Consider the following 21,188-nt stretch of genomic DNA (forward strand, 5'->3'; position numbering starts at 1 on the left):
CGTTTCCCGGCGTTACCGGGTTAGGCAGAGCGCGGGCGGCCCGCTCCGGCACCCGTCCGCGCCAGAGCCGAACGCGACCGTGCGCGTGCCGCCCCCGGCGGTCACGGGCGGTCACCACCGAAAGGGCACCATGAAGAAGACCCTGGGGAGCCTGTCCCGCCGCGCCGCCGTCACCGGCCTGGCCACGGCCCTCGCCGTGGCGGGCGGTCTCGCCGTCGCGGCCCCGGCCTCCGCCACGCCGCCCGGCCTGTCCTGCGACACCGGCAAGCACGCCGTGGACGACTACACCGGCTACGCGCTGTGCCGGAACAACGGCTCCACCACCCAGACCTTCTGGGTCCACCTGGTCTGCGGCTGGTCGCCCGACGTGGACGGCGAGCACGTCACCCTCGCCCCGGGCCAGTCCGGCCAGTCCACCGCGCACTGCGCCGGCCTCGGCACGGGCATCGGCGGGATCAGCGTGCAGCCGTAAGGACCTTCGCAGCCGTAAGACCTTCGCAGCCGTAAGGACCTTCGTGCCGAACGGTTGAGGGCGGCGCGCCCACTCGTTACCCTCCAGTAAGTCCGTTCGCGCGGACAGGTGTACGTACGCACCTGACGGTACGAGGAGGCGAGCCGCCCATGTCCTCAGCCCCGGCCACCCGAATGGCCGAAGAACCCGTACCGGACCGGGACGCCCCGGACCCCGTCCCGCTGGGGCTCGCCGACAGCGTGCGGGCCCTCGCGGACGGCCGTACCACCTCCACCGCACTCGTCACCGCCGCGCTGGCCCGGATCGGGGCGAGCCAGGGCACCCTCAACGCCTTCCGCCACCTGCGCGCCGAGGCCGCGCTCACCGAGGCCGCCGAGGCCGACCGCAGACTCGCGGCGGGGGAGCGGCTGCCGCTGCTCGGGGTGCCCGTCGCGGTGAAGGACGACACGGACGTCGCCGGGATGCCCACTTATTTCGGCTGCGCCGGGGAGCGGGCGGCGGCGGCCGCCGACAGCGAGGCCGTCCGCAGGCTGCGCGCGGCCGGGGCCGTGATCGTCGGCAAGACCAACTCCTGCGAGCTCGGCCAGTGGCCGTTCACCGAGGGCACCGCGTTCGGCGCCACCCGCAACCCCTGGCACACCGACCACACCCCGGGCGGCTCGTCCGGCGGCTCGGCCGCCGCCGTGGCCGCCGGTCTCGTGCCCGCCGCCCTCGGCTCCGACGGCGCCGGGTCCGTCCGCATCCCCGCCGCCTGGACCCACCTGGTCGGCATCAAACCGCAGCGCGGCCGGATCTCGGTGCACCCGCACAGCGACGCCTTCCAGGGCCTCACCGTCAACGGACCGCTGGCCAGGACCGTCGAGGACGCCGCCCTCCTCCTCGACGCCGTCGCCGGGCCGCATCCCGAGGACCCGTACCGCCCGCCGCCCGTCGACGCCTCGGCCGCCGCCCGCCGCGACCCGGGCCGACTGCGCATCGCCCTCGCCTGGCGGCCCCCGCTCACCCTCACCGGCACGGCACCCCACCCCGACGTGCGCCGCGCCGTCACCGCGCTCGCGGAGGCGCTGGCCCGGCTCGGCCACGACGTGGTGGAGGCCCGGCCGCGCTACGGGCTCATCGGCCTCGGCTTCGTGCCCCGCGCCACCGCGGGCATCGCCGAGTTCGCCGCCCTGCACCCCGAACCCGCGCTCCTGGACGCGCGCACCCGCTCCGCCCTGCGCACCGGCACCCGGCTTGGCGGCAGGGTGGTGCGGGCCGCCCGGGCGCGCGAGGTGCACCAGCACCGGCGGATCGGGGCGCTGTTCCACCACGGACGCGGCGGCGCCGGGTTCGATGTGCTGCTGACCCCGACGACCGCGATGCCGCCGCCCCGGATCGGCCGGTTCGACGGGCTCAGCGCCTGGCGCACCGATGTGGCGATGACCGAGGCATGCCCGTACGCCTGGCCGTGGAACGTGCTGGGCTGGCCCGGCGTCAACGTCCCGGCGGGCTTCACCCCGGACGGCCTCCCGGTCGGCGCGCAGCTCCTCGGCCCGTCGCGCGGCGAGGAACGGCTCGTCTCGCTGGCGGCCCAGCTGGAGGCGGACCTGCGCTGGCAGGACCACCGGCCGGTCTTCTAGGGCAGGACACCCTCAGGGCACCCGGGCGGTCCACTCGTCGTTGGAGAACTTCGTACGGACCAGTTCCTCCGCCCGGGCCAGCTCCTCCGGGGTCACTTCGCCCCGGGTCAGGCCGTGCCGGTTGCGGAAGGACTCGATCATGCGCTCGATGACGGCCTGGCGGGGCAGGCCGGTCTGCCGACGGAGCGGGTCCACGCGCTTCTTGGCGCTCTTCGTGCCCTTGTCCGACATCTTCTCCTTGCCGATGCGCAGCACCTCCAGCATCTTGTCGGCGTCGATGTCGTACGACATGGTCACGTGGTGCAGCACCGCGCCCGGGCCGCCGTCCGGCCCGACCACGCGCTTCTGCGCGGCACCGGCGATCTTCCCGACCTCGGTGGCGATGTCGTTGAGCGGCTGGTACCACGCCTTGATGCCCATGTCCCCGAGCGCTTCGAGCACCCAGTCGTCCAGATACGCGTAACTGTCCGCGAAGGAGAGCCCGGAGACCAGGGACTGCGGCACGGCGAGGGAGTACGTGATGGTGCTGCTCGGCTCCGCGAACATCGCGCCGCCGCCGGAGATCCGCCGGACGACCGTGACGCCGTGGCGCTCGACGCCCTCGGCGTCCACCTCGTTGCGCAGTGACTGGAAGCTGCCGATGATCACCGCCGGGGCGTCCCACTCCCACACCCGCAGCGTCGGCGGCCGCCTGCCCGCCGCGACCTCCGCCGTGATGACCTCGTCCAGGGCCATGTGCAGGGCCGGGGACTGCGGGGCGTCGTGGATGAGCTGCCAGTCGTAGTCGCTCCACTCCGTGGCCTGCGCCAGCGCCCGGCGTACGGCGACGGCGACGCCCTCCGAGGTGAGCCCGAGCATCACCGTCGACTCCGGCAGCGCCGCGTCGATCCGGGCCGCGAGGGCCACCGTGTCGGTGGTCGCCGGGGCGCCCTCCAGGGCCGCGTCGATCGCGAGGATCGCCTCGTCCGGCTCCAGGAAGAAGTCACCGGCCACCCGGACATCGCGCAGGGCGCCGCCCTCGACCTCCAGGTCCACCACGACCAGCTTGCCGCCGGGGATCTTGTACTCACCGTGCACAGCCCTGCCTCCACTTCCGCCTACGTACAAAGCATGATCTGTCCGGCCCGTTTGCTACAGCGGTATTGCGAGGTCGTGGCGAGAGGGCTCCTGCTCTGGTGCCGGCCCCGGAGCCCGCACCAGACTGACGTTCGCACATCTGTGCAACGTTTTCCCGACCCCCCAGAAAGCACCACCGCGCATGCATACGCCCCCCAGACCCTGCGCCCCCATGGCGCACCCCCGGTGCGCGAGGAGGTGCCACCCGTGCTGCGCCATGTGACGCGCAAGGCGGCGGGCTGGCTCCTGATGATCGTGGTGGCGACCAACGCCACCTATTTCCTGGCCAGTTGGTTCCTGGACCCGAGGTCGAACTTCAAGGAACTGCGGCCCGTCCGCACCGAGGCCCAGATCGACCGGGCGCTCGCGCCGTACAACCTGGACCCGTCGGTGCCGGTCGTGCAGCGGTGGTGGGACTGGCTCAGCGGCGTCGTCACCCGCTTCGACTGGGGCATGTCGCCCACCGGTGTCTCGGTCAACGGCGAGATCGGCTACCGCTCGCTGGTCAGCGCCGAACTGGTCGTCATGGCGACACTCCTCTCCGTCCTCATCGGCGTCACCCTGGGCGTCTACACGGCGTCCCGGCAGTACGGCTGGGCGGACAGGGTCTCGCAGGCCGTCTCCATCGCCGTGTTCAACGTGCCCACCTCGGTCGCCGCGCTCGCCGTGGTCTTCGTCGCGATCTGGCTCAACCAGCACGCCGGGCTGCACTTCCTCTACGTCGCCGGCGAGAACTCACCGAACGTCGAAGGGCTGCTCCCCACCATCGGCGACCGCGTGCTCCACCTGATCCTGCCCACCCTCACGCTGACCCTGATGGGCTACGTGGGCTACCACCTGACACAGCGTGCGCTGCTGCTCGACACCCTCAACGCCGATTACGTCCGCACCGCCCGGGCCACCGGACTCACCCGCGCCCAGGCGATCCGCCGGCACGCCCTGCGCACCGCGCTCATCCCCACGGCGACCTCCGTGGCGTTCAGCATCCCGGCGATCTTCACCGGCGCCGTCATCACCGAGACGATCTTCGGCTGGAACGGCATGGGCCGCTACTTCATCCAGACCATCAGCAAGAACGACATCCACGGCACCGTCGCCACGGCGGCCTTCGCCGCCGCCCTGACCGCGATCGGCGCGATCCTCGCGGACATCGCCACCGTCTTCCTCGACCCGCGCGTGAGGGTGAGCTGACATGGCCGTACAACCGACGGAACTCATCACGCCCTCCCCGGCGGCGCCGCCCCGGCACACCGGCACCGGTCTCGCCCGGCTCTACGCGCGGCGATTCCTGCGCAACCGGCTCGCCGTCGCCGGGGTGGCGATCTTCGTCCTCCTCGTGCTGTTCAGCGTGTTCGGCGGACTGCTCACCCCGTACGCCTACTCGGACGCCGACTTCGCCGCGCTCACCCAGCCACCGAGCGCCGCCCACTGGTTCGGCACCAACCAGGGCGGCAACGACATCTACGCCTCCGCCGTGCACGGTCTGCGGCGCTCCCTGGTCATCGCGGTCAGCGTCTCCGTCCTGACCATCGTCGTCGCCGCGGTCATCGGCTCCAGCGCCGCGTATTTCGGCGGCCGGGTGGAGAAGGCGACCCTCGCCGTCATCCACTTCCTGCTGGTCGTCCCCTCCTTCCTCATCCTCGCCCTGGTCTCCCACCGGCTCGCCGGTGACTGGCGGGTGCTCATCGTCGTCCTGACGGTGTTCGGCTGGATGTCCACCGCACGGGTCATCTGGTCCGTCTCGACCTCGCTGCGGGAGCGGGACTTCATCACGGCCGCCGAATTCATGGGGGTGAGCCCGGCCCGCATCATCCTGCGCCACATCATCCCCAACCTCGGCTCGCTGCTCATCGTCAACCTGACCCTGGGCGTCGTGGCGACCGTCCTCAGCGAGACCGCGCTGTCGTTCCTCGGCTTCGGCGTCCAGACCCCGGACGTCTCGCTCGGCACGATGCTCGCCGACGGGGCGAACACCGTCACCAGCGCGCCCTGGCTGTTCGCCTTCCCCGCGGGCCTGGTCGTCCTGCTCACCGTGTCGATGACCTTCGTCGGCGACGGGCTGCGCGACGCCCTCGACCCCACATCCACGACCGGTGCGGCAGGAGGCCGACGATGACCCTCGCGACGACCCTGCCCACCGCCCCGCCGCCCGGAGACGCCGCCACCCCGGTCCTCTCGGTGCGCGACCTGCACATCACCTTCCCGTCCGAGGCGGGCCCCGTGGAGGCGGTGCGCGGCATCGGCTTCGACCTGCTGCCCGGCCGCACCCTGGGCATCGTCGGCGAGTCCGGCTCCGGCAAGTCCGCCACCGCCATGGGCATCATGGGCCTCCTCCCGCCCACCGCCGCGACGAGCGGCCAGGTGGTCCTCGGCGGCCGGGACCTGGTCGGCCTCAGCGACAAGGAGCTGTCCGCGATCCGCGGCGACTCCATCGGCATGGTCTTCCAGGACCCGCTCTCCGCGCTCACCCCGATCTTCACCGTGGGCCGGCTGCTCTCCGACGCCCTGCGCGTCCACCAGGACCTGACGAAGCGGGCCGCCCGGGAACAGGCCGTCGCACTCCTCGACCTCGTCGGCATCCCGGACCCGCGCGAACGGGCCGCCTCCTTCCCGCACGAGTTCTCCGGCGGAATGCGCCAGCGCGTCGTCATCGCGATGGCCATCGCCAACAAGCCGTCCGTCCTGGTCGCCGACGAACCCACCACCGCGCTCGACGTCACCGTGCAGGCCCAGATCCTGGACGTGCTCCGCCTGGCACAGAAAGAGACCGGCGCCGGACTCGTCCTCATCACCCACGACCTCGGAGTCGTCGCGGGCCACGCGGACGACGTGGCCGTCATGTACGCGGGCCGGTTCGTGGAGCGGGCGGGCGTGGACGAGCTGTTCGCGCGCCCCGTGATGCCGTACACCGCGCGCCTGCTCGCCGCCGTGCCCACGGTGGACAGCGGGGTACGCCGCCCCCTCGTCCCGATCGGCGGCGAACCGCCCGCCCTGGTGGACCTCCCGGCCGGCTGCCCCTTCGCGAGCCGGTGCGCCGTCGCGCTCGACGCCTGCCGCACGGACGAGCCCGCCCTGCGCGCGGTCACCGGGCACGGCGACGTGGCCTGCCTGCGCGCGGACGAGATCGCGGCCGGGTCGCTGGATCCGACGGGTGGGGCGGAGGCGGGGGAGTCCCTGGAGGCCGATACGCCCGCCGGGGACGTCGTGCTCCGGGTCGAGGACCTGGTGAAGACCTTCCCGGTCACCAAGGGGGCCGTCCTCAAACGGCGCGTCGGCACGCTGCGCGCGGTCAACGGGGTCGGCTTCGAGCTGCGGTCCGGGGAGACCCTGGGCCTGGTGGGGGAGTCCGGCAGCGGCAAGACCACCACCCTGCTGGAGATCCTGCGGCTGAGGCGGCCCGAGGGCGGCCGGATCGAGATCGCCGGCACCGAGGTCGGCTCCGCCGAATCCGCCTCCCGGCGGAGGGAGTTGCGCCGCGACGTCCAGATCGTGATGCAGGACCCGATGGGCGCCCTCGACCCGAGGCTGCCCGTCTCCGAACTGCTCGCCGAACCCCTGCGCGCGATCGGCCGGGACCGCGCTTCCACCCGGGCCCGGGTCCGCGAACTCCTCGCCCTGGTCGGCCTGGACGAGGCGGTGAGCGACCGCTTCCCGGCCGCGCTCTCCGGCGGGCAGCGCCAGCGCATCGGGATCGCCCGGGCCCTCGCGACCGAGCCCAGGCTCCTCGTGCTGGACGAACCGCTCTCCGCCCTGGACGTCTCCGTGCAGGCGGGCGTGATCAACCTGCTGGCCCGGCTCAAGCGCGAACTCGGCCTGGCCTACCTGGTGGTGGCCCACGACCTGGCCGTCGTCCGGTACGTCTCCGACCGGATCGCCGTGATGTATCTGGGCCACATCGTGGAGACCGGGGACACCGAGTCGCTGTTCGCCGACCCCAAACACCCGTACACCAAGGCCCTGTTGTCCGCGATCCCGGTCCCGGACCCGAAGCGCGAACGCACCCGCGAACGCGTGGTGCTTGAGGGCGAACAGCCGAGCGCCGCCCGGCTGCCCTCCGGCTGCGTCTTCGTGGACCGCTGCCCGCTGTACCGGCTGGCCGGCGAGGAGGTGCGCGAGCGCTGTCGTACGGAACGGCCCGTGGCCTCGCCCGTGGCAGGGCAGCCCGGCCACGCGTACGCCTGTCACGCCGTCTGAGGCACCTCCGCTCTCCGCCCCTCCCCATCCCTCGAACCAGAAGGAACACTCCGCCATGCGCGCAAGACTGGCCATGCCCGTCGCTCTGATCGCCGCCGTCTCCGTCGCCGCCACCGCGTGCCAGTCGTCCGGCGGGAGCGACGACTCCGACCGGGGCGCCAAGAACGCGCCCAAGGCCGCGTCGGCCGCCGTCGACTACAACCCGCAGCCGTACGAGAACATCAAGGACGGCGGCACGTACACCACCGCCGGCACCTTCGACGACCAGGGCAATCCCTTCAACGTCAATGCCACACTGACCGCGTCCCGGGTCTGGGGCTGGTACAACGCCGACGCGATCACGTACTCGCCGACCGGTGAGGTGCAGTACAACAAGGACTACTACAGCGATGTGAAGGTGACCGTCGAGGGCGGGAACCAGAAGGTGGTCCTGACGATCAACCCGAAGGCGGCCTTCAACGACGGCACGCCCATCGACTGGCGGGCCATCGAGGCCACCTGGAAGGCCAACAACGGGTCGGACAAGGAGTTCGCGGCCTCTTCCACGGACGGCTACGACCAGATCACCTCCGTCGCGAAGGGGAAGGACGCCAAGGAGGCCGTCGTCACCTTCAAGGGCGTCAACGCCTCCTGGTCTACCCTCTTCACGACGTTCCTGCACCCCAAGGCGGCGACGGTCGGGAACTTCAACAAGGCGTACGTGAAGAAGGCCCACCCCGAGTGGGGCGCGGGCCCGTACACGGTCGGGAAGTGGGACACCCACTCGGGCAACATCACCTTCGTCCGCAACCCCAAGTGGTGGGGGAGGAAGGGCAAGCTGGACAAGCGGGTGTACGTCAACCTGGAGACGACGGCGGGCGTCAACGCCTTCAAGAACGGGCAGCTGGACTACACCTCCGCCGTCGACGCGGAGAGCCTGAAGCAGGTCAAGGGCCTCAAGGGCACCGAGATCCGCAGCGGCGGCAGCCCCTTCGAATACTCCCTGTACTTCAACACCAAGTCGGCGGTCCTCTCCGAGAAGGCCGTCCGCAAGGCGATCCAGCAGAGCGTCGACCGCGCCCAGATCGCGAAGATCCAGTTCCAGGGCCTCGACTACAAGGAGCCGCTGCCCGGTTCGGCGGTGCTCTACAGCTTCCAGAAGGGGTACGAGGACAACCTGTCGGCGGTCCTGAAGTACGACCCCGCCGAGGCGAAGAAGACGCTCGACGCGGCGGGCTGGAAGCCCGGTTCCGACGGCGTCCGCGTCAAGAACGGCAAGAAGCTGGACGTGGGCTACACCCTCCTGGGCGATGACCCGCTGGGCAAGGCCACCGCCGGGGCCCTCGCCGCGATGCTGAAGCCGGCCGGTATCCACCTCGACATCCGGAAGGGCGACGACGCGGACTTCGCCAAGACCATCAGCGAGCGCAGGTTCGACCTGTTCCTGTCGGGCAACCGCTCCATGGACCCCTTCGGTGCCCGCTACCTCTGCGACTTCTACTGCTCGGACCGCGACTCCAACATCACCGGCTCCGGCAACCCGGCCCTCGACCAGGAGATCCGCGACACCACGGAGATCGCCGACCTGGACGAGCAGACAGCGGCGGTGAACAAGGTGGAGAAGAAGGCGCTCCAGGAGTACGCCTTCCTGCCCCTGTTCAGCGGGCCCTCCACGTACGGCGTGAAGAAGGGCCTCGCCAACGTCGGCGCGACCATCTTCTACACCCCGCTGCCGGAGACGGTCGGCTGGCAGAAGTGACGTCGGGCCCCTGGGTGCGCTGAACCAGCGGCCCCCGGACATGTTCCCCATGTCCGGGGGCCGTTGGTGTGTCCGGGGCCGTTCCTGACTTCGACTCCTGTGGTCCGTACCAAACTCTTGACACCCCCTTTCTTCACTTCTTAAATCACGTAGCGAACCAAGTTCCCCATGCTCGCTCCACCGTGTCCGCTCCACCGTGTGTGCTCGACCTGTCATGCGCATGCCCTATGCGCACGGCGGGGTTCCCCTTCCCTCCCCATACACACCGGAAGGGAGAGTCATGGACTCCCCACGCCTTTCGCGGCGCCTGCTGCGCTCCGTACTCCCGGCACTCGCTCTCGCCCTGGCCACCGCGGGCCTGGCCGGCACCGGCGCGCCCTCCTCGGCGGGTGCCGCGCCCATGTCGCAGGCCGCGGCGACCGCCACCACGACGTTCTCCGACGAGTTCGACGGTGCGGCCGGTTCGGCCGTGGACGGCGGCAAGTGGCAGATCGAGACCGGCGACAACGTCAACAACCACGAGCGGCAGTACTACACCTCCGGCAACAAGAACGCGGCGCTGGACGGCCAGGGCCACCTGGTCATCACGGCCCGCAAGGAGAACCCCTCCAACTACCAGTGCTGGTACGGCACCTGTCAGTACACCTCCGCGCGCCTGAACACCTCCGGCAAGTTCACGCAGGCGTACGGGCATGTCGAGGCGCGCATGAAGATCCCGCGCGGACAGGGCATGTGGCCCGCGTTCTGGATGCTCGGCAGCGACATCGGGCAGGTCGGCTGGCCCAACTCGGGTGAGATCGACATCATGGAGAACGTCGGCTTCGAGCCCAACACCGTGCACGGCACCCTGCACGGCCCGGGCTACTCCGGCTCCGGCGGCATCGGCGCCGGCTACACCCTGCCGAACGGCCAGGCGTTCGCGGACGCGTTCCACACCTTCGCGGTGGACTGGGCGCCCGACTCCATCACCTGGTCGGTGGACGGAAACGTCTACCAGCGCCGCACCCCCGCCGACACCAACGGCAACGCCTGGGCGTTCAACAAGCCGTTCTTCCTCATCCTGAACCTGGCGGTCGGCGGCTACTGGCCCGGCGACCCCGACGGCAGCACCGCCTTCCCCAACCAGCTCGTGGTCGACCACGTCCGCGTCACCACCAACGACAGCCAGCCCCCCGCCGCGGGCGGCCGGATCACCGGGCTCGCCGGCAAGTGCGTGGACGTCGCCGCCGCCGCAACCGCGAACGGCACCCCGGTCCAGCTCTACGACTGCAACGGCACCGAGGCGCAGAAGTGGACCGTGGGCTCCGACGGCACGATCCGGGCGCTCGGCAAGTGCCTCGACGTGGCCTCCGGCGGCACGGCGGACGGCACCAAGGTCCAGCTCTGGGACTGCAACGGATCGGCCGCGCAGAAGTGGGCGGTCAGCGGGGCCCGCGACATCGTGAACCCCCAGGCGAACAAGTGCCTGGACGTCACGGGCAACAGCTCGGCCAACGGCACCCGGCTGCAGATCTGGACCTGCGCGGGAACGGCCAACCAGAAATGGACGGTCAACGGCTGACCGGCCCGGCCCTCCGGCGCCCCGGAGGCCCATGATTGGCTGGGGGCATGATCGATGCCTTCCTCGCCGGTGACCTGACCGACATCGAGGCGGCGGTCCGCGCAGCGGCCGCCGCCGAGATCATGCCCCGCTACCGGCAGCTCGCCGCCCACGAGGTGGTCGAGAAGAACGGCCCGCACGACCTCGTCACCGTCGCGGACCGGCGCGCCGAGGAACACCTCACCGCCTCCCTCGCCCGGCTCCTGCCCGGCTCGGTCGTCGTCGGCGAGGAGGCCGTCCACGCCGACCCGAGGGTGTACGAGGCGCTGGGCGGCGACGCACCCGTCTGGATCGTGGACCCGGTCGACGGCACCCGCCAGTTCGTCCGCGGCGAGCCCGGTTTCTGCACCCTGGTCGCCCTCGCCCACCGGGGCGAGCTGCTGGCCTCGTGGACCTACGCCCCCGCACGGGACGAGATGGCCGTCGCCGTACGCGGCCGGGGTGCCCGGGTCGACGGCACCCCGATCCACGCCGGGTCGCCCGCGCCCGACGCCGTGCTGCGGGTGGCGATGTCCCACCCCGACTACACCACCGACGAGCAGAAGGCGGCCCTGCTCGGCCTGCGCGCCGAGGGCTTCGCCGCCCGCCCCTGCGGTTCGGCGGGTCTGGAATACCTCGCCGTGGCCCGGGGCGAGAGCGACGCCGTGGCTTTCAACTGGGAGTACGCGTGGGACCACGCGGCGGGGCTCCTCCTGGTCGCCGAGGCGGGCGGCACGCAGTCCACGCTGTCCGGTGAGCCGTTCCGTATCGCGGGCGGCAACGCCCTGCCCTTCACCGCCGCCCGCGACCGCGCGACCGCCGACCGCGTCCTGGCGGCGCTGCGGGAAGGCCGTTCAGAGACCCAGTAGCTCCCGGGTCAGCGCGGTGAGCCGCTTGCGGGCCTCGGTGTCGTACGCCTGCTCGTGCGCCCGGCTGTCCGTGAACCGGTCGAAGTAGCGGCCGGTGACGTCGGCGAGCGCCGGGTCGGTGATCAGCCGCACCGTCGGGCGCACCCCCTCCTCGATGGAGACGGCCGGCGTCAGCCCGTACGCGCGCACGCCCTCGGTGTCCATCAGGTGGGCCGGGTGCAGCGCGTTGACGGTGACGCCGGTGCGGGCCGTCTCCTCCTCGGCCAGGTCGAACGTCGACATGATCATCGCGAGCTTGCTCCGGCAGTACGCCTCCAGCCCCTCGTAGCCGCGCTCCATCATGACGTCGTCCAGATCGACGGGGGCCTGGCCCATCGAGGCCACCTGGACAACGCGCGCGGGCGCTGATGCCGACAGCAGTGGCAGCAGCTCCTTGATGAGCAGATACGGCGTCAGGTAGTTGACGGTGAACCGCAGTTCGTGGCCCTGCGCACCGAACTCGCGGCGCAGCGGTTCGCTTCCGCCGCCCGCCACCGCGTTGTTGACGAGTACGTCGAGCCGGGGTTCGGCCGCACGGATGCCGGCCGCCATGGCCCGGACCTGGTCCAGGTCGGAGAGGTCCGCGAGATACGTACGGACCTCGGCCCGGCCGGCCGAGAGTTCCCGCGCCTCGGCGGCCGCCCGGTCGAGCCGGGCGCGGTCGCGGCCGTGCAGGAGCAGTGTCGCGCCGCGCCCGGCCAGGTCGCGGGCGAGGTGGAGGCCGAGGCCCTGGGTGGCGCCGGTGATGAGGACGGTGCGGTCGAAGGTGTCGGGTGCCGTGTAGATATCCATGGCCTGAGTTATATCAAGGTCTTGATTTATATTCCATGCTTGCCTCACGTTCGGCCCTTGCTGTATGTCCGGCGCTGTACGCTCGCGACCATGGGAATGACCGCCGGTGAACGCCTCGGCCTGGACATCAAGCGCGCCGAGCAGGCCCTCATGGCAGCCAAGAGCGCCGCGCTCAAGGACGCCGACCTCACGGTCGCGCAGTACGCGGCGCTGCTCGCGCTCTCCGCCAACCCCGGGATCTCCGGCGCGGCCCTCGCGCGGGAGTGCCTGGTGACCCCCCAGGCGATGGCGGGGGTGCTCAAGCACCTGGAGGAGCGCGGCCTGATCGCCAGGTCGGCGCACCCCTACCACCAGAAGATGCTGGAGACCCGCCTGACCGAGACCGGCACGGAGACCCTGCACCGCGCCGACGAACGAGCGGTCCGCATCGAACGCCGCATCGCGGACGCGCTCACCCCCGGGGAACGCGACACACTGCGCGACCTGCTGGCCCGCTGCGTCACCGCGATCCGCGCGGACTGAGCCCCGCCCCGGCGGACGCCGCCGCTCAGCCCGACGCCGTCCCCAGCACCTCGCGCACCTCGCGCACCAGCTCCGCCGCCCTCTCCACCGCCGCCGCGTCCAGGCCCCGCAGCGCCGCGTCCGCCCGGTCCGCGAAGCCCGCCGGGGTCGCGGGCAGGGCGGCGGTCGCGGCGAGGGCGCCCTTTTCGTTGAGGCACCAGGTGCGGTGGTGGGCGTGGAGCGACTGGGCGAGGATGCCGAAGGCGCGGGACAGGCAGAGCGAGACGTGCAGCCGGTCGCCCGCCGGGGCGGACTTGCGGGCCCCCACGACGGAGAACTCCGCCTCCCAGGCCGCATCGGTCAGCGCCGTGCGCAGCGGCTCCGGATAGACCGAGGTCTCCCGCTTCAGCGCAGTCAACTCCCCGCCGGGATCGGCCAGTACGCGCCCGAGGGTGACCTCGCCCGCATACGTGGGCGACCAGAAGCCCAGCGGATGGCCCGGCTGGATCCCCACCTCGTAGCGGCCCTCCCGGCAGTCGGCCCAGACCGCCTCGACCCGGTCCAGGTCGCGCAGGATCCAGTCGACCTGGACGCCGTCCACCCGCAGCCAGCCGCCCGCGTTCACCCAGGGCCCCCAGCCGCCGGGGCCGGTCACCTCGACCGGGGAGCCCTGGAAGGCGGCGGCCAGTGCGGACAGGGCGGCGGTGTCCGGCGTACCGCGGTAGTACACGCCCAGGTCCCAGTCGGAGTCCGGGCGGTGGGCGCCCCGGGCGCGGCTGCCGCCGAGCAGGACGGCCCGGATGCCGGGCACTTGGGTGAGCCGGGCGGCCATCTCGGCGACCCGGGCGGTCATTCCGGAATCGGCGGATCCGGCGAAGTTCTCTGAGGTCATCGGGCGAGGACACTACCCGCCCCCCGACCGTCGGCGCCTGCGAATATCCTGGGTGCTCCGACCGTCGGCTGACAAAGGAGTCCGAAGGTGCCGTCGATGCTCGATGCGGTCGTGGTGGGCGCGGGCCCCAACGGACTGACCGCCGCAGTCGAACTGGCCCGCCGGGGCTTCGCCGTCCAGGTCTTCGAGGCCGCACCCGCGGTCGGCGGCGGGGCGCGCACGGAGGAGTTGACGCTCCCCGGCTTCCGGCACGACCCCTGCTCGGCGGTGCACCCCCTGGCCATAGGCTCCCCGGCCTTCGACGCGATGCCCCTGGACCGGCACGGCCTGGAATGGATCCAGCCCGACCTGGCCCTCGCCCACCCCTTCCCGGACGGCACCGCCGCCGTGCTCGCCGCCTCGGTGGGGGAGACCGCGATGTCGCTCGGCCCCGAGGACGCGGGCGCCTACCGCCGCCTCCTCGCCCCCTACCTCGGCCACTGGGACACCCTCGCCCGGGACTTCCTGCGCACCCCGTGGGACGGTCTGCCCGGCGACCCGTACCGCTGGGCGCGCTTCGGGCTCGACGCGATCCAGCCCGCGACGCTGCTCTCCCGCCGCTTCCGGGGCGAGAAGGCGCGCGGCCTGATCGCCGGCCTCGCCGCGCACGCCATCGCGCCCACGAACGGCCTCGCCACCGGCGGCATCGCCCTGCTCTTCGCGCTCGCCGCCCACGAGCGGGGCTGGCCCATTCCGCGCGGCGGCTCCCAGGCCATCTCCGACGCCCTCGCCTCGTACCTCCGGGAGCTCGGCGGCACGATCACCACCGGTACGGAGGTCAAGCGCCTGGACGAACTGCCGCCCGCCCGCGCCTACGTCTTCGACACCTCGCCGGCCGCCCTCGCCCGGATCGCCGGACTCGGCCGCGCCTACCAGGGGTACCGCTACGGCGCCTCCTGCTTCAAGATCGACTACGCCCTGTCGGGCCCGGTGCCCTGGACCGCCGAGGAGCCCCGCCGGGCCGGCACCGTGCACATCGGCCCCACCGCCGGCGAGATCGACGACGCCCTGCGCCGGGCGGTCGACGGCCGGGACCCCCGCGCCCCCTTCCTGATCACCGCGCAGTCCAGCCTGGTCGACCCGTCCCGCGCCCCGGAGGGCAAGCACGTCTTCTGGGTGTACGGACATGTCCCGGCGGGCTGGCAGGGCGACGCGACCGAGGTCATCGAACGCCGGCTGGAGCGGTTCGCCCCCGGCTTCCGCGATCTGGTCCTCGCCCGCGCGGTCGCCGGCCCGCCCGGCATCGCGAAGCGCAACGCGAACTACGTGGACGGGGACATCGCCTGCGGCGCCTTCGCCGGCCTCCAGACCGTCATCCGCCCCAAGCTGGCCCGCGTCCCGTACGCCACCGCGCACCCGGCGGTCTTCCTCTGCTCCTCGGCGACCCCGCCCGGACCCGGGGTGCACGGCATGTCCGGCCACCACGCGGCGAAGGCGGTCTGGCGGCGGCTGCGCGAGTCGGGGGAGCCGGGCCGCCGCAGCTGACCCGGATCAGCTGCGCCCGCCCTCCCGTACCGTGCAGGTGTCCGTGTCCGCCGGGCACCAGTGCGTACGCCCCCCGACCAGGTGGAGTTCGAGGTCGGCGTCGCGCATGCCGTGGTCGTCCAGCGCCTCGCGCAGCGCGGTCGGCGCCGGCTGCGGCGGCAGGCCGAGCACGCCGATGACGACGATCCCGTTGCGCGCCTCCACGGACGCGATCTGCCACTTCCCGGTCGCCGCCCACCGCTCCGCGACCGGCCGGGCGTCGGCGGCCAGCGAACGGTCCCGGGCGACGCTGACCGTCCCGATGGTGAGCGGGACGGCGACGAGCACGACGACACAGGCCACCGCCACGAGCGTCCAGCCCCGGAACTGCCCGACCCGCATGTCCGCCCGTTCGGCGCCCGCCCGGACTCCGTAAAGGAGGAAGACCACGGTCCCGGTGGCCACGATCGCGGCCACGTTGGTCGCGAACAGGAGCGCCGACTCCCCGGCGTCGTGGTAGCGGTGCACCGTCAGGAGCAGCCCCGTCACGGCCAGCGGCGGCACCAGGGAGATGGCGATGGCCACGCCCGGCAGCGTGTCCGAGATATCGGCGCGCACCAGGGCGAACGCGCCGACCGTGCCGGTGGCCAGCGCGGCGAGCAGATCGATCAGGCGCGGGCTGATCCGCGAGGAGACCTGACTGTTGGAGGCGAAGGCGTCCGGCGGAGCGGCGATCCAGCCCAGCAGCATGCCGATCGCCACCACCGCCAGCGCGCCTCCGGTCACCAGCAGCAGACACCGCACCACCTGACGCCGGCGGGCCAGCACCAGCGCCAGCGCGCAGCCCAGGATCGGCGTCATCAGCGGCGCGACGATCATCGCGCCGATCACCGTGGCCGTGGAGTCCCCGACGACCCCCGCGCTCGCGATGACGGCGGCCAGCACGAGCAGCCCCCAGAACCGGGTCGAGCCCGGACTGCGCAGCCCGCGCTCGATGAACAGCGCGCCGGTCATCCTCCGGACGGCGTCGGCGTCGACTCCCGCCATTTCCTCGCTCCTCTCTCAGGCGGGCCCGGCGGCCGGCTCCCGGTCCCCGGCCGCCAGGAACTCCACCACCGCCAGCAGGAACAGCAGGCAGAGCGCGATCCCGACGACGACCCATCCGGTCGGGTGCGCCCAGAACAGGTAGACCACCAGGGCGCCGGCCACCAGCAGCCAGGTGACCCAGGTGCGGAACCGGCGTACGAACGGGCCGACCGGACCGGTCCGCAGCCCCGCCCCGTCGGCCGTGGCCCGCACCGCGCCGATCCCGGACGTCCACAGCCCCCGGACGGTCGTGGCACGGCGCCCGGGACCGGTGAGCCAGGCCGCCAGCGCGACCACGACCCCCAGGGCCACCACCATCCGTACCGTCGTCCCCAGGAACCGGGTCATCGCGTCGTAGACCGCGCCCGCCGCCCCCGGCGACACCCCGGTCGGCAGCGCGTCCAGATAGACCGCCCGGAAGATCCGCAGCCCGATGCCGAGCAGCCCCACGGCGACGGCGGCGCCCAGGGCCCCCGCCACCAGCGACCGGCGCCGCCGCATCGAGAGCAGCACGCCCCCGGCGATCAGCAGGACGGCGATCACGGCGAGCCAGTCGCCCAGGAATTGCAGGACCCGTACGTACGTCCTGACCTTGCCGACGTCCTCCGACCTGATGAGCGTGATGTCGGTGTGGATCTCCGGGATGTGCCCGGCGACCGCCATGCCCCGGTCCACCAGCTGCTGCTTCACCCGGTCGATCACGGGGGCCAGGTCCAGCGTGACGGCGTCGTCGGTCAGCTCCACCGCGCCGCCGCCCTTCCCGGTCAGCGCCTTGTCGACGGCCCGGTGCGCCCGCCGGTTGCCCTCGGTCCACACCTTCTCGAAGGCGTCCGACGCGGCGACCGCGCGCGCCCGGTCGTGGACCAGGCTGCGGACCGCGTCCTCCAGCGAGCCGCCGAGCCGCCCGAGCGCCTTCTCCAGGCGGGGCCGGTCGTCCGGTGAAACCCCGGACAGCAGCGCCGACAGGTCGATCCTGGTCATCAGCGCGTCGGTCACCCGGTCGGCCACGGCCTCCTGGACGGCCGGCTCCGAGGCGAGCGGGGCGACCGTGTCCACGTAACGATCGGTGTCCCCGACCTGGTCCGACGCCCACGCGGCGACGACGGACAGCGGGGCCAGCAGACAGCCGAGGACGATGAGGACAGCGGCGAGGAAGGACCGGCCGCGATGCCGGGGCGGCCGGGCGCGCGTCCGTTCGAGAGCGGTCACCCGGTCTCGCAGGGCCTGGACCTCCGAGGGTGAGGAGCCGTCACTCGCTGCCGCGCCGCCGTCGTCCACCGCGCCTCCCGCCGGGTCCGGATCCCTGACTGTCCAGGCAACGGCGACCGGCGGACGCGCGCGAGCGGGGTTGAGCCGAACGGACAACCGGGGTGGCCGGCCGGGGGCCACAGCGGGCCCGGTTAGAGTGGGCGCCCTCATGAATGAGCGGCACACGGCACACAGCACGGACCAAACCCCGCCCCTGGTGCACATACATCTCTTCGGTGGCTTCCGGGTGACCCGCGACGGCGGACCGGCCCTGGCCGACCGCTGGCCGAGACAGACCGCCCAGGCCCTGGTGAAGCTGCTCGCCGTCGTACCCGGACACCGGCTCCACCGCGAACAGGTCATCGACATCTGCTGGCCCGACGCGGACCCCCAGGCTGCCCAGGGCAGTCTGCGTGTCGCCCTGCACGCCGCCCGCCGGGCCCTGGAACCCGAGCTGGCCTCCCGCGCCACCTCCTCGTACCTCGCCTCGGAAGGCGGACTGCTCTACCTCGACCCCGCCCGCGTCCGGATCGACGCCGACCGCGCGGAGGAGCAGGCCCGGGCCGCGCTCGCCGCCGGTGGCGTGGACGTCCTCCGCGCGGCCCTGGAGCGCTTCTCCGGCGAACTCCTCCCCGAGGACCGCTACGCCGACTGGGCCGAGGGCCGCCGCTCCCAGCTCGCCGATCTCAAGGAACGGCTGCTCCTCGCCCTCGGCGACGCCCACCTCCGGGCCGGCGAGCCCCAGGAAGCGGTCACCCTCGCGGAACGCCTCCTGGACGACAACCCCGCCGAGGAGCTGGCCCACCGCCTCCTCATCGACGCCTACACCCGGCTCGGGCTGCGCCGCCGCGCGGTGCGCCAGTACCACGTCTGCCGAGCGGCCCTCGATGCCGAACTGGGCGTACGGCCGGGCCCCGAAACCGAGCGCCTGCACCGCGCCGCACTCGCGGCGGAGCCCGCCGGACCGCCGTCCGCGCCCTCCCTGCCCGCCTCGCTCCGCGTCGCCGCCGCCACGCCGCTGCGCGGGCGCGAGGCCGTGCTCCGGCGGCTGCTCGCGGAGGACGGGCCCGCCGTCGTCACCGTGCTCACCGGCGAGGCGGGCGTCGGCAAGACCCGGCTGGTCGGCGAGGTGGCCCGGCAGGCCGCCGCCTCCGGCACCGCCGTCCTCTGGGGCGGCGGACACGACGCGGAGGGGCACACCCCGTACGGCGCCTTCGCCGAAGCCCTGGACGGCTGGCTGGCCGAACGCGACGAGGCGGAACGCGCCCGCGTCGGCGGCGAGTACCCCGAACTGGCCGCCTTCCTGCCGGCGCTCGGCCGGGTCCGCGCCGACTCCGAACGCAGCCCCGAGGAGGAGCGCGACCGCCTCTTCCGCGCCGCGGCCGGCCTGCTCGGCGAGCTGGCCACCGTACAGCCGGTGCTCATCGTGCTCGACGACCTGCACGCCGCGGACCTGGGCTCCTTCCAGCTGCTGAGCCACCTGGCCCGGCGGGCGGCGCAGACGGACGGCTGGCGGTTCCTCGTGACGTACCGGGAGGAGGAGATACCCGACGGCGACCCGCGTTCCGCAGGCCTGTCCTCCCTCGCCCGCCAGGGCCTCGCTGTCCGCGAGGACGTGCCGCGCCTCGACCAGGAGGCGTGCCTCGCCGTCGTACGCGACACGGTCGAGCTGACCGCCGCCCCCGCCACCGGCACGCCGGACCGGATCTGGGAACTCTCCCTCGGCAACCCGCTCTTCGCCGTCGAGCTGGCCCACGGCATGGCCGACGGCGCCGGGACCGTCGCCCCGGACGGCGTCCGGCAGCTCGTCGCGGACCGGCTGGCGCGGCTCGACCACGACGCCCGGAGAATCGTCGAGGCGCTCTCCGTGGCCGGACCGGAGACATCGTTGTCGGAGCTGCTCGACGTCGCCGCGCACGGACTCCACCCCGTCGTCACCGGGGGCGCCGCCACCGACGCGCTGGAGCGGGCCATGGACGCCTCGCTGATCGAGGAGCGGGACATCCTGGTCGGCGGCCGGCACGAGGCGGGGCTGACCTTCCGCCACCCGCTGGTCCGCATCACCTGCTACGAGAAACTGTCCGCCATCCGCCGCAGGCAGTTGCACGGCGCCTTCGCGCAGGCGGTGCTCCGCCGCCGCCCCGACGCCGTGGACACCCTGGCCTCGCACTTCACCCGCGCCGACGACCCGCGCGCCGCCGAGTACCTGCGCCGCGCCGCCGCCCGCGCCGCCGCCCTCTTCGCCAACGACACCGCCGACCGCTACTACCGCGACCTGGTCGCCCGGCTCGATGTCGACGCCGCCCGCGCCCGCCTCGCCCACAGCCAGGTGCTGCGCCGCATGGGGAACTTCGCTCAGGCCGCTGAAGTGCTGCGCCTGGCCCTGGACGAGTTCGTCCGGCGCGGCGACCACGAGGACATCGTGCTCGCGGCGGCCTGGCTCGCCGACACCCTCGGGCGCACCGGCCTGCCCGACGCCGGCCGGCAGGTGCTGGCCGCGCACCCGGTGACGGCGGACAGCCCGCCGGAGCCGGCCGCGGGCCACTACCTGGCGGAGGCGGTACTGTGCCGCATCCAGGGGCGTTACGAGGACGCCCTGTCGGCCGCGGAACCGGCCCTGGCCCGCGCGCTGCGGGTGCCGGGCATGCCGGGGAACGGGCTGCTGGCCCGGGTCCACTCGCTCCGGGCCAGCGTTCTCGGCCTGACCGGGCGGCTGGACAAGTCCCATGAGGCGGCCGACCTCGCGCTGGCCCCGGCCGAGGCGTACGGCGACCCGACCCTGCTCGGCCAGGTCCTCTCGATCCTGCGGGAGAACGAGCGGCGCAGCGGGCGGCTGCGTGAGGCGGTGGCCACCGGGCAGCGGGCCCTCGACCTCGTAGAGCAGTCGGGGGACCTGGCCGGCGCCGCCTTCGAACGGGCCAATCTCGCCGAACTGTGGCTGCTGCTCCAGGAGTTCGACACCGCGCGCACCCTCGCCGAGGCGGCGGTCGCGGGTGCCGAACAGAACGACGCCTGGTGCCTTCCGTACGCCTTGACGGCCCTCGCCCTGGTCCGGATGCGCACCGGGGACGCCCGGGACGCCGCCGTCCTGCTCGGCAGGGCGCAGTCCTCACCGGGCCTCGTGGACCGGCAGGCGGGCCACGAGGTGCGGGCGGCCCGTGCCGAACTCGCCCTGCGCGACGGGCTCCCGGGCCAGGCGCGCCGTGCCGTGGAGGGCCATGAGCGGGACGTGCCGGTGTTCGCCGCGTGGGCCGAGCTGCACTGCGGCCGGCCGGAGGCGGCGCGGCGGATCGCGGGCGACGAGGTGGCCCGGGCCGGACGCACCGGAGAACGGCTGGCCGAGGCGGACGCGCGGACGGTCCTCGCCCTGGCCCTGCACCGGCTCGGCGACGGCGAGGCGGCGCGGGAGGCGTTGACACGTGCCGACGAGCTGGTGCGCGCCCTGCCCTACCCGGCGGGCGCGACCCATACGGCCGAGGTGCGGCGGCTCATGGAGACGGAGCCGGACGCCCGGTAGGGGCGGTCCGGCTCCGTCCGGGG

Annotated in this window: 16 protein-coding genes; 11 read left to right on the plus strand and 5 right to left on the minus strand. The window is 73.2% G+C overall.

Features of this window, described 5'->3' with window-relative positions:
• Positions 1-130: 130 nt before the first annotated feature.
• Positions 131-472 carry a hypothetical protein gene (locus ACIQZN_RS15250; protein ID WP_403992865.1) on the plus strand — a complete coding sequence of 114 codons (342 nt, stop codon included), beginning with the start codon at positions 131-133 and terminating at the stop codon, positions 470-472.
• Between the two features lie 149 nt (positions 473-621).
• Positions 622-2,091 carry an amidase gene (locus ACIQZN_RS15255; RefSeq protein WP_403992867.1) on the plus strand — a complete coding sequence of 490 codons (1,470 nt, stop codon included), beginning with the start codon at positions 622-624 and terminating at the stop codon, positions 2,089-2,091.
• A gap of 12 nt (positions 2,092-2,103) precedes the next feature.
• Here ACIQZN_RS15255 and ACIQZN_RS15260 read toward each other — a convergent pair whose 3' ends face one another.
• A complete protein-coding gene (locus ACIQZN_RS15260) occupies positions 2,104-3,168 on the minus strand; it encodes a biotin/lipoate A/B protein ligase family protein (protein WP_403992869.1) in 1,065 nt (354 codons plus the stop codon).
• A gap of 246 nt (positions 3,169-3,414) precedes the next feature.
• On the opposite strand from ACIQZN_RS15260, the gene ACIQZN_RS15265 reads away from it, so the two are divergent.
• The 6 genes from ACIQZN_RS15265 (at position 3,415) to ACIQZN_RS15290 (ending at position 11,587) form a co-directional block, all read left to right on the plus strand.
• Entirely contained in the window at positions 3,415-4,398 is a 984-nt protein-coding gene (locus tag ACIQZN_RS15265; protein WP_403992871.1) for an ABC transporter permease, read from the plus strand.
• A 1-nt stretch (position 4,399) separates the two neighbouring features.
• Entirely contained in the window at positions 4,400-5,323 is a 924-nt protein-coding gene (locus tag ACIQZN_RS15270; RefSeq protein ID WP_403992874.1) for an ABC transporter permease, read from the plus strand.
• Positions 5,320-7,401, plus strand: coding sequence for a dipeptide ABC transporter ATP-binding protein (locus ACIQZN_RS15275; protein ID WP_403992876.1), 2,082 nt, complete (start codon positions 5,320-5,322; stop codon positions 7,399-7,401). Before ACIQZN_RS15270 ends, ACIQZN_RS15275 begins: the two co-directional genes overlap by 4 nt.
• Before the next feature lie 73 nt (positions 7,402-7,474).
• A complete protein-coding gene (locus tag ACIQZN_RS15280) occupies positions 7,475-9,139 on the plus strand; it encodes an ABC transporter family substrate-binding protein (protein WP_403993037.1) in 1,665 nt (554 codons plus the stop codon).
• 280 nt (positions 9,140-9,419) lie between these two features.
• Positions 9,420-10,700, plus strand: a complete 1,281-nt coding sequence (locus ACIQZN_RS15285; protein ID WP_403992878.1) for a lectin — start codon at positions 9,420-9,422, stop codon at positions 10,698-10,700.
• Positions 10,701-10,747: 47 nt separating this feature from the next.
• Complete coding sequence (locus ACIQZN_RS15290) at positions 10,748-11,587, plus strand: inositol monophosphatase family protein (protein ID WP_403992879.1); 840 nt, start codon at positions 10,748-10,750, stop codon at positions 11,585-11,587.
• Here the strand turns inward: ACIQZN_RS15290 and ACIQZN_RS15295 are convergent.
• Entirely contained in the window at positions 11,573-12,418 is an 846-nt protein-coding gene (locus ACIQZN_RS15295) for an SDR family NAD(P)-dependent oxidoreductase (RefSeq protein WP_403992881.1), read from the minus strand. The two genes, ACIQZN_RS15290 and ACIQZN_RS15295, sit on opposite strands and share 15 nt — an antisense overlap.
• Positions 12,419-12,508: 90 nt before the next feature.
• On the opposite strand from ACIQZN_RS15295, the gene ACIQZN_RS15300 reads away from it, so the two are divergent.
• Entirely contained in the window at positions 12,509-12,940 is a 432-nt protein-coding gene (locus tag ACIQZN_RS15300) for a MarR family winged helix-turn-helix transcriptional regulator (RefSeq protein WP_403992883.1), read from the plus strand.
• A gap of 25 nt (positions 12,941-12,965) precedes the next feature.
• Here the strand turns inward: ACIQZN_RS15300 and ACIQZN_RS15305 are convergent, their stop codons facing one another.
• Positions 12,966-13,811, minus strand: coding sequence for a nucleotidyltransferase domain-containing protein (locus ACIQZN_RS15305; protein WP_403992886.1), 846 nt, complete (start codon positions 13,809-13,811; stop codon positions 12,966-12,968).
• Positions 13,812-13,898: 87 nt separating this feature from the next.
• On the opposite strand from ACIQZN_RS15305, the gene ACIQZN_RS15310 reads away from it, so the two are divergent.
• Complete coding sequence (locus ACIQZN_RS15310; protein ID WP_403992889.1) at positions 13,899-15,335, plus strand: phytoene desaturase family protein; 1,437 nt, start codon at positions 13,899-13,901, stop codon at positions 15,333-15,335.
• Positions 15,336-15,341: 6 nt separating this feature from the next.
• On the opposite strand, the gene ACIQZN_RS15315 is transcribed toward ACIQZN_RS15310, so the two are convergent.
• Together ACIQZN_RS15315 and ACIQZN_RS15320 are read right to left on the minus strand one after the other, a co-directional pair.
• The gene (locus ACIQZN_RS15315; protein ID WP_403992892.1) at positions 15,342-16,361 is read right to left on the minus strand and encodes a DUF389 domain-containing protein; all 1,020 of its coding nucleotides are present in this window, start codon (positions 16,359-16,361) and stop codon (positions 15,342-15,344) included.
• Between the two features lie 15 nt (positions 16,362-16,376).
• Positions 16,377-17,678, minus strand: a complete 1,302-nt coding sequence (locus tag ACIQZN_RS15320) for a hypothetical protein (protein ID WP_403992895.1) — start codon at positions 17,676-17,678, stop codon at positions 16,377-16,379.
• 139 nt (positions 17,679-17,817) lie between these two features.
• Here ACIQZN_RS15320 and ACIQZN_RS15325 point away from each other — a divergent pair, with 139 nt between their 5' ends.
• Positions 17,818-21,165, plus strand: a complete 3,348-nt coding sequence (locus ACIQZN_RS15325) for an ATP-binding protein (protein WP_403992898.1) — start codon at positions 17,818-17,820, stop codon at positions 21,163-21,165.
• Positions 21,166-21,188 lie beyond the last annotated feature (23 nt).

The organism is Streptomyces sp. NPDC097595, from assembly GCF_044761525.1.
Lineage (GTDB): Bacteria > Actinomycetota > Actinomycetes > Streptomycetales > Streptomycetaceae > Streptomyces > Streptomyces drozdowiczii_A.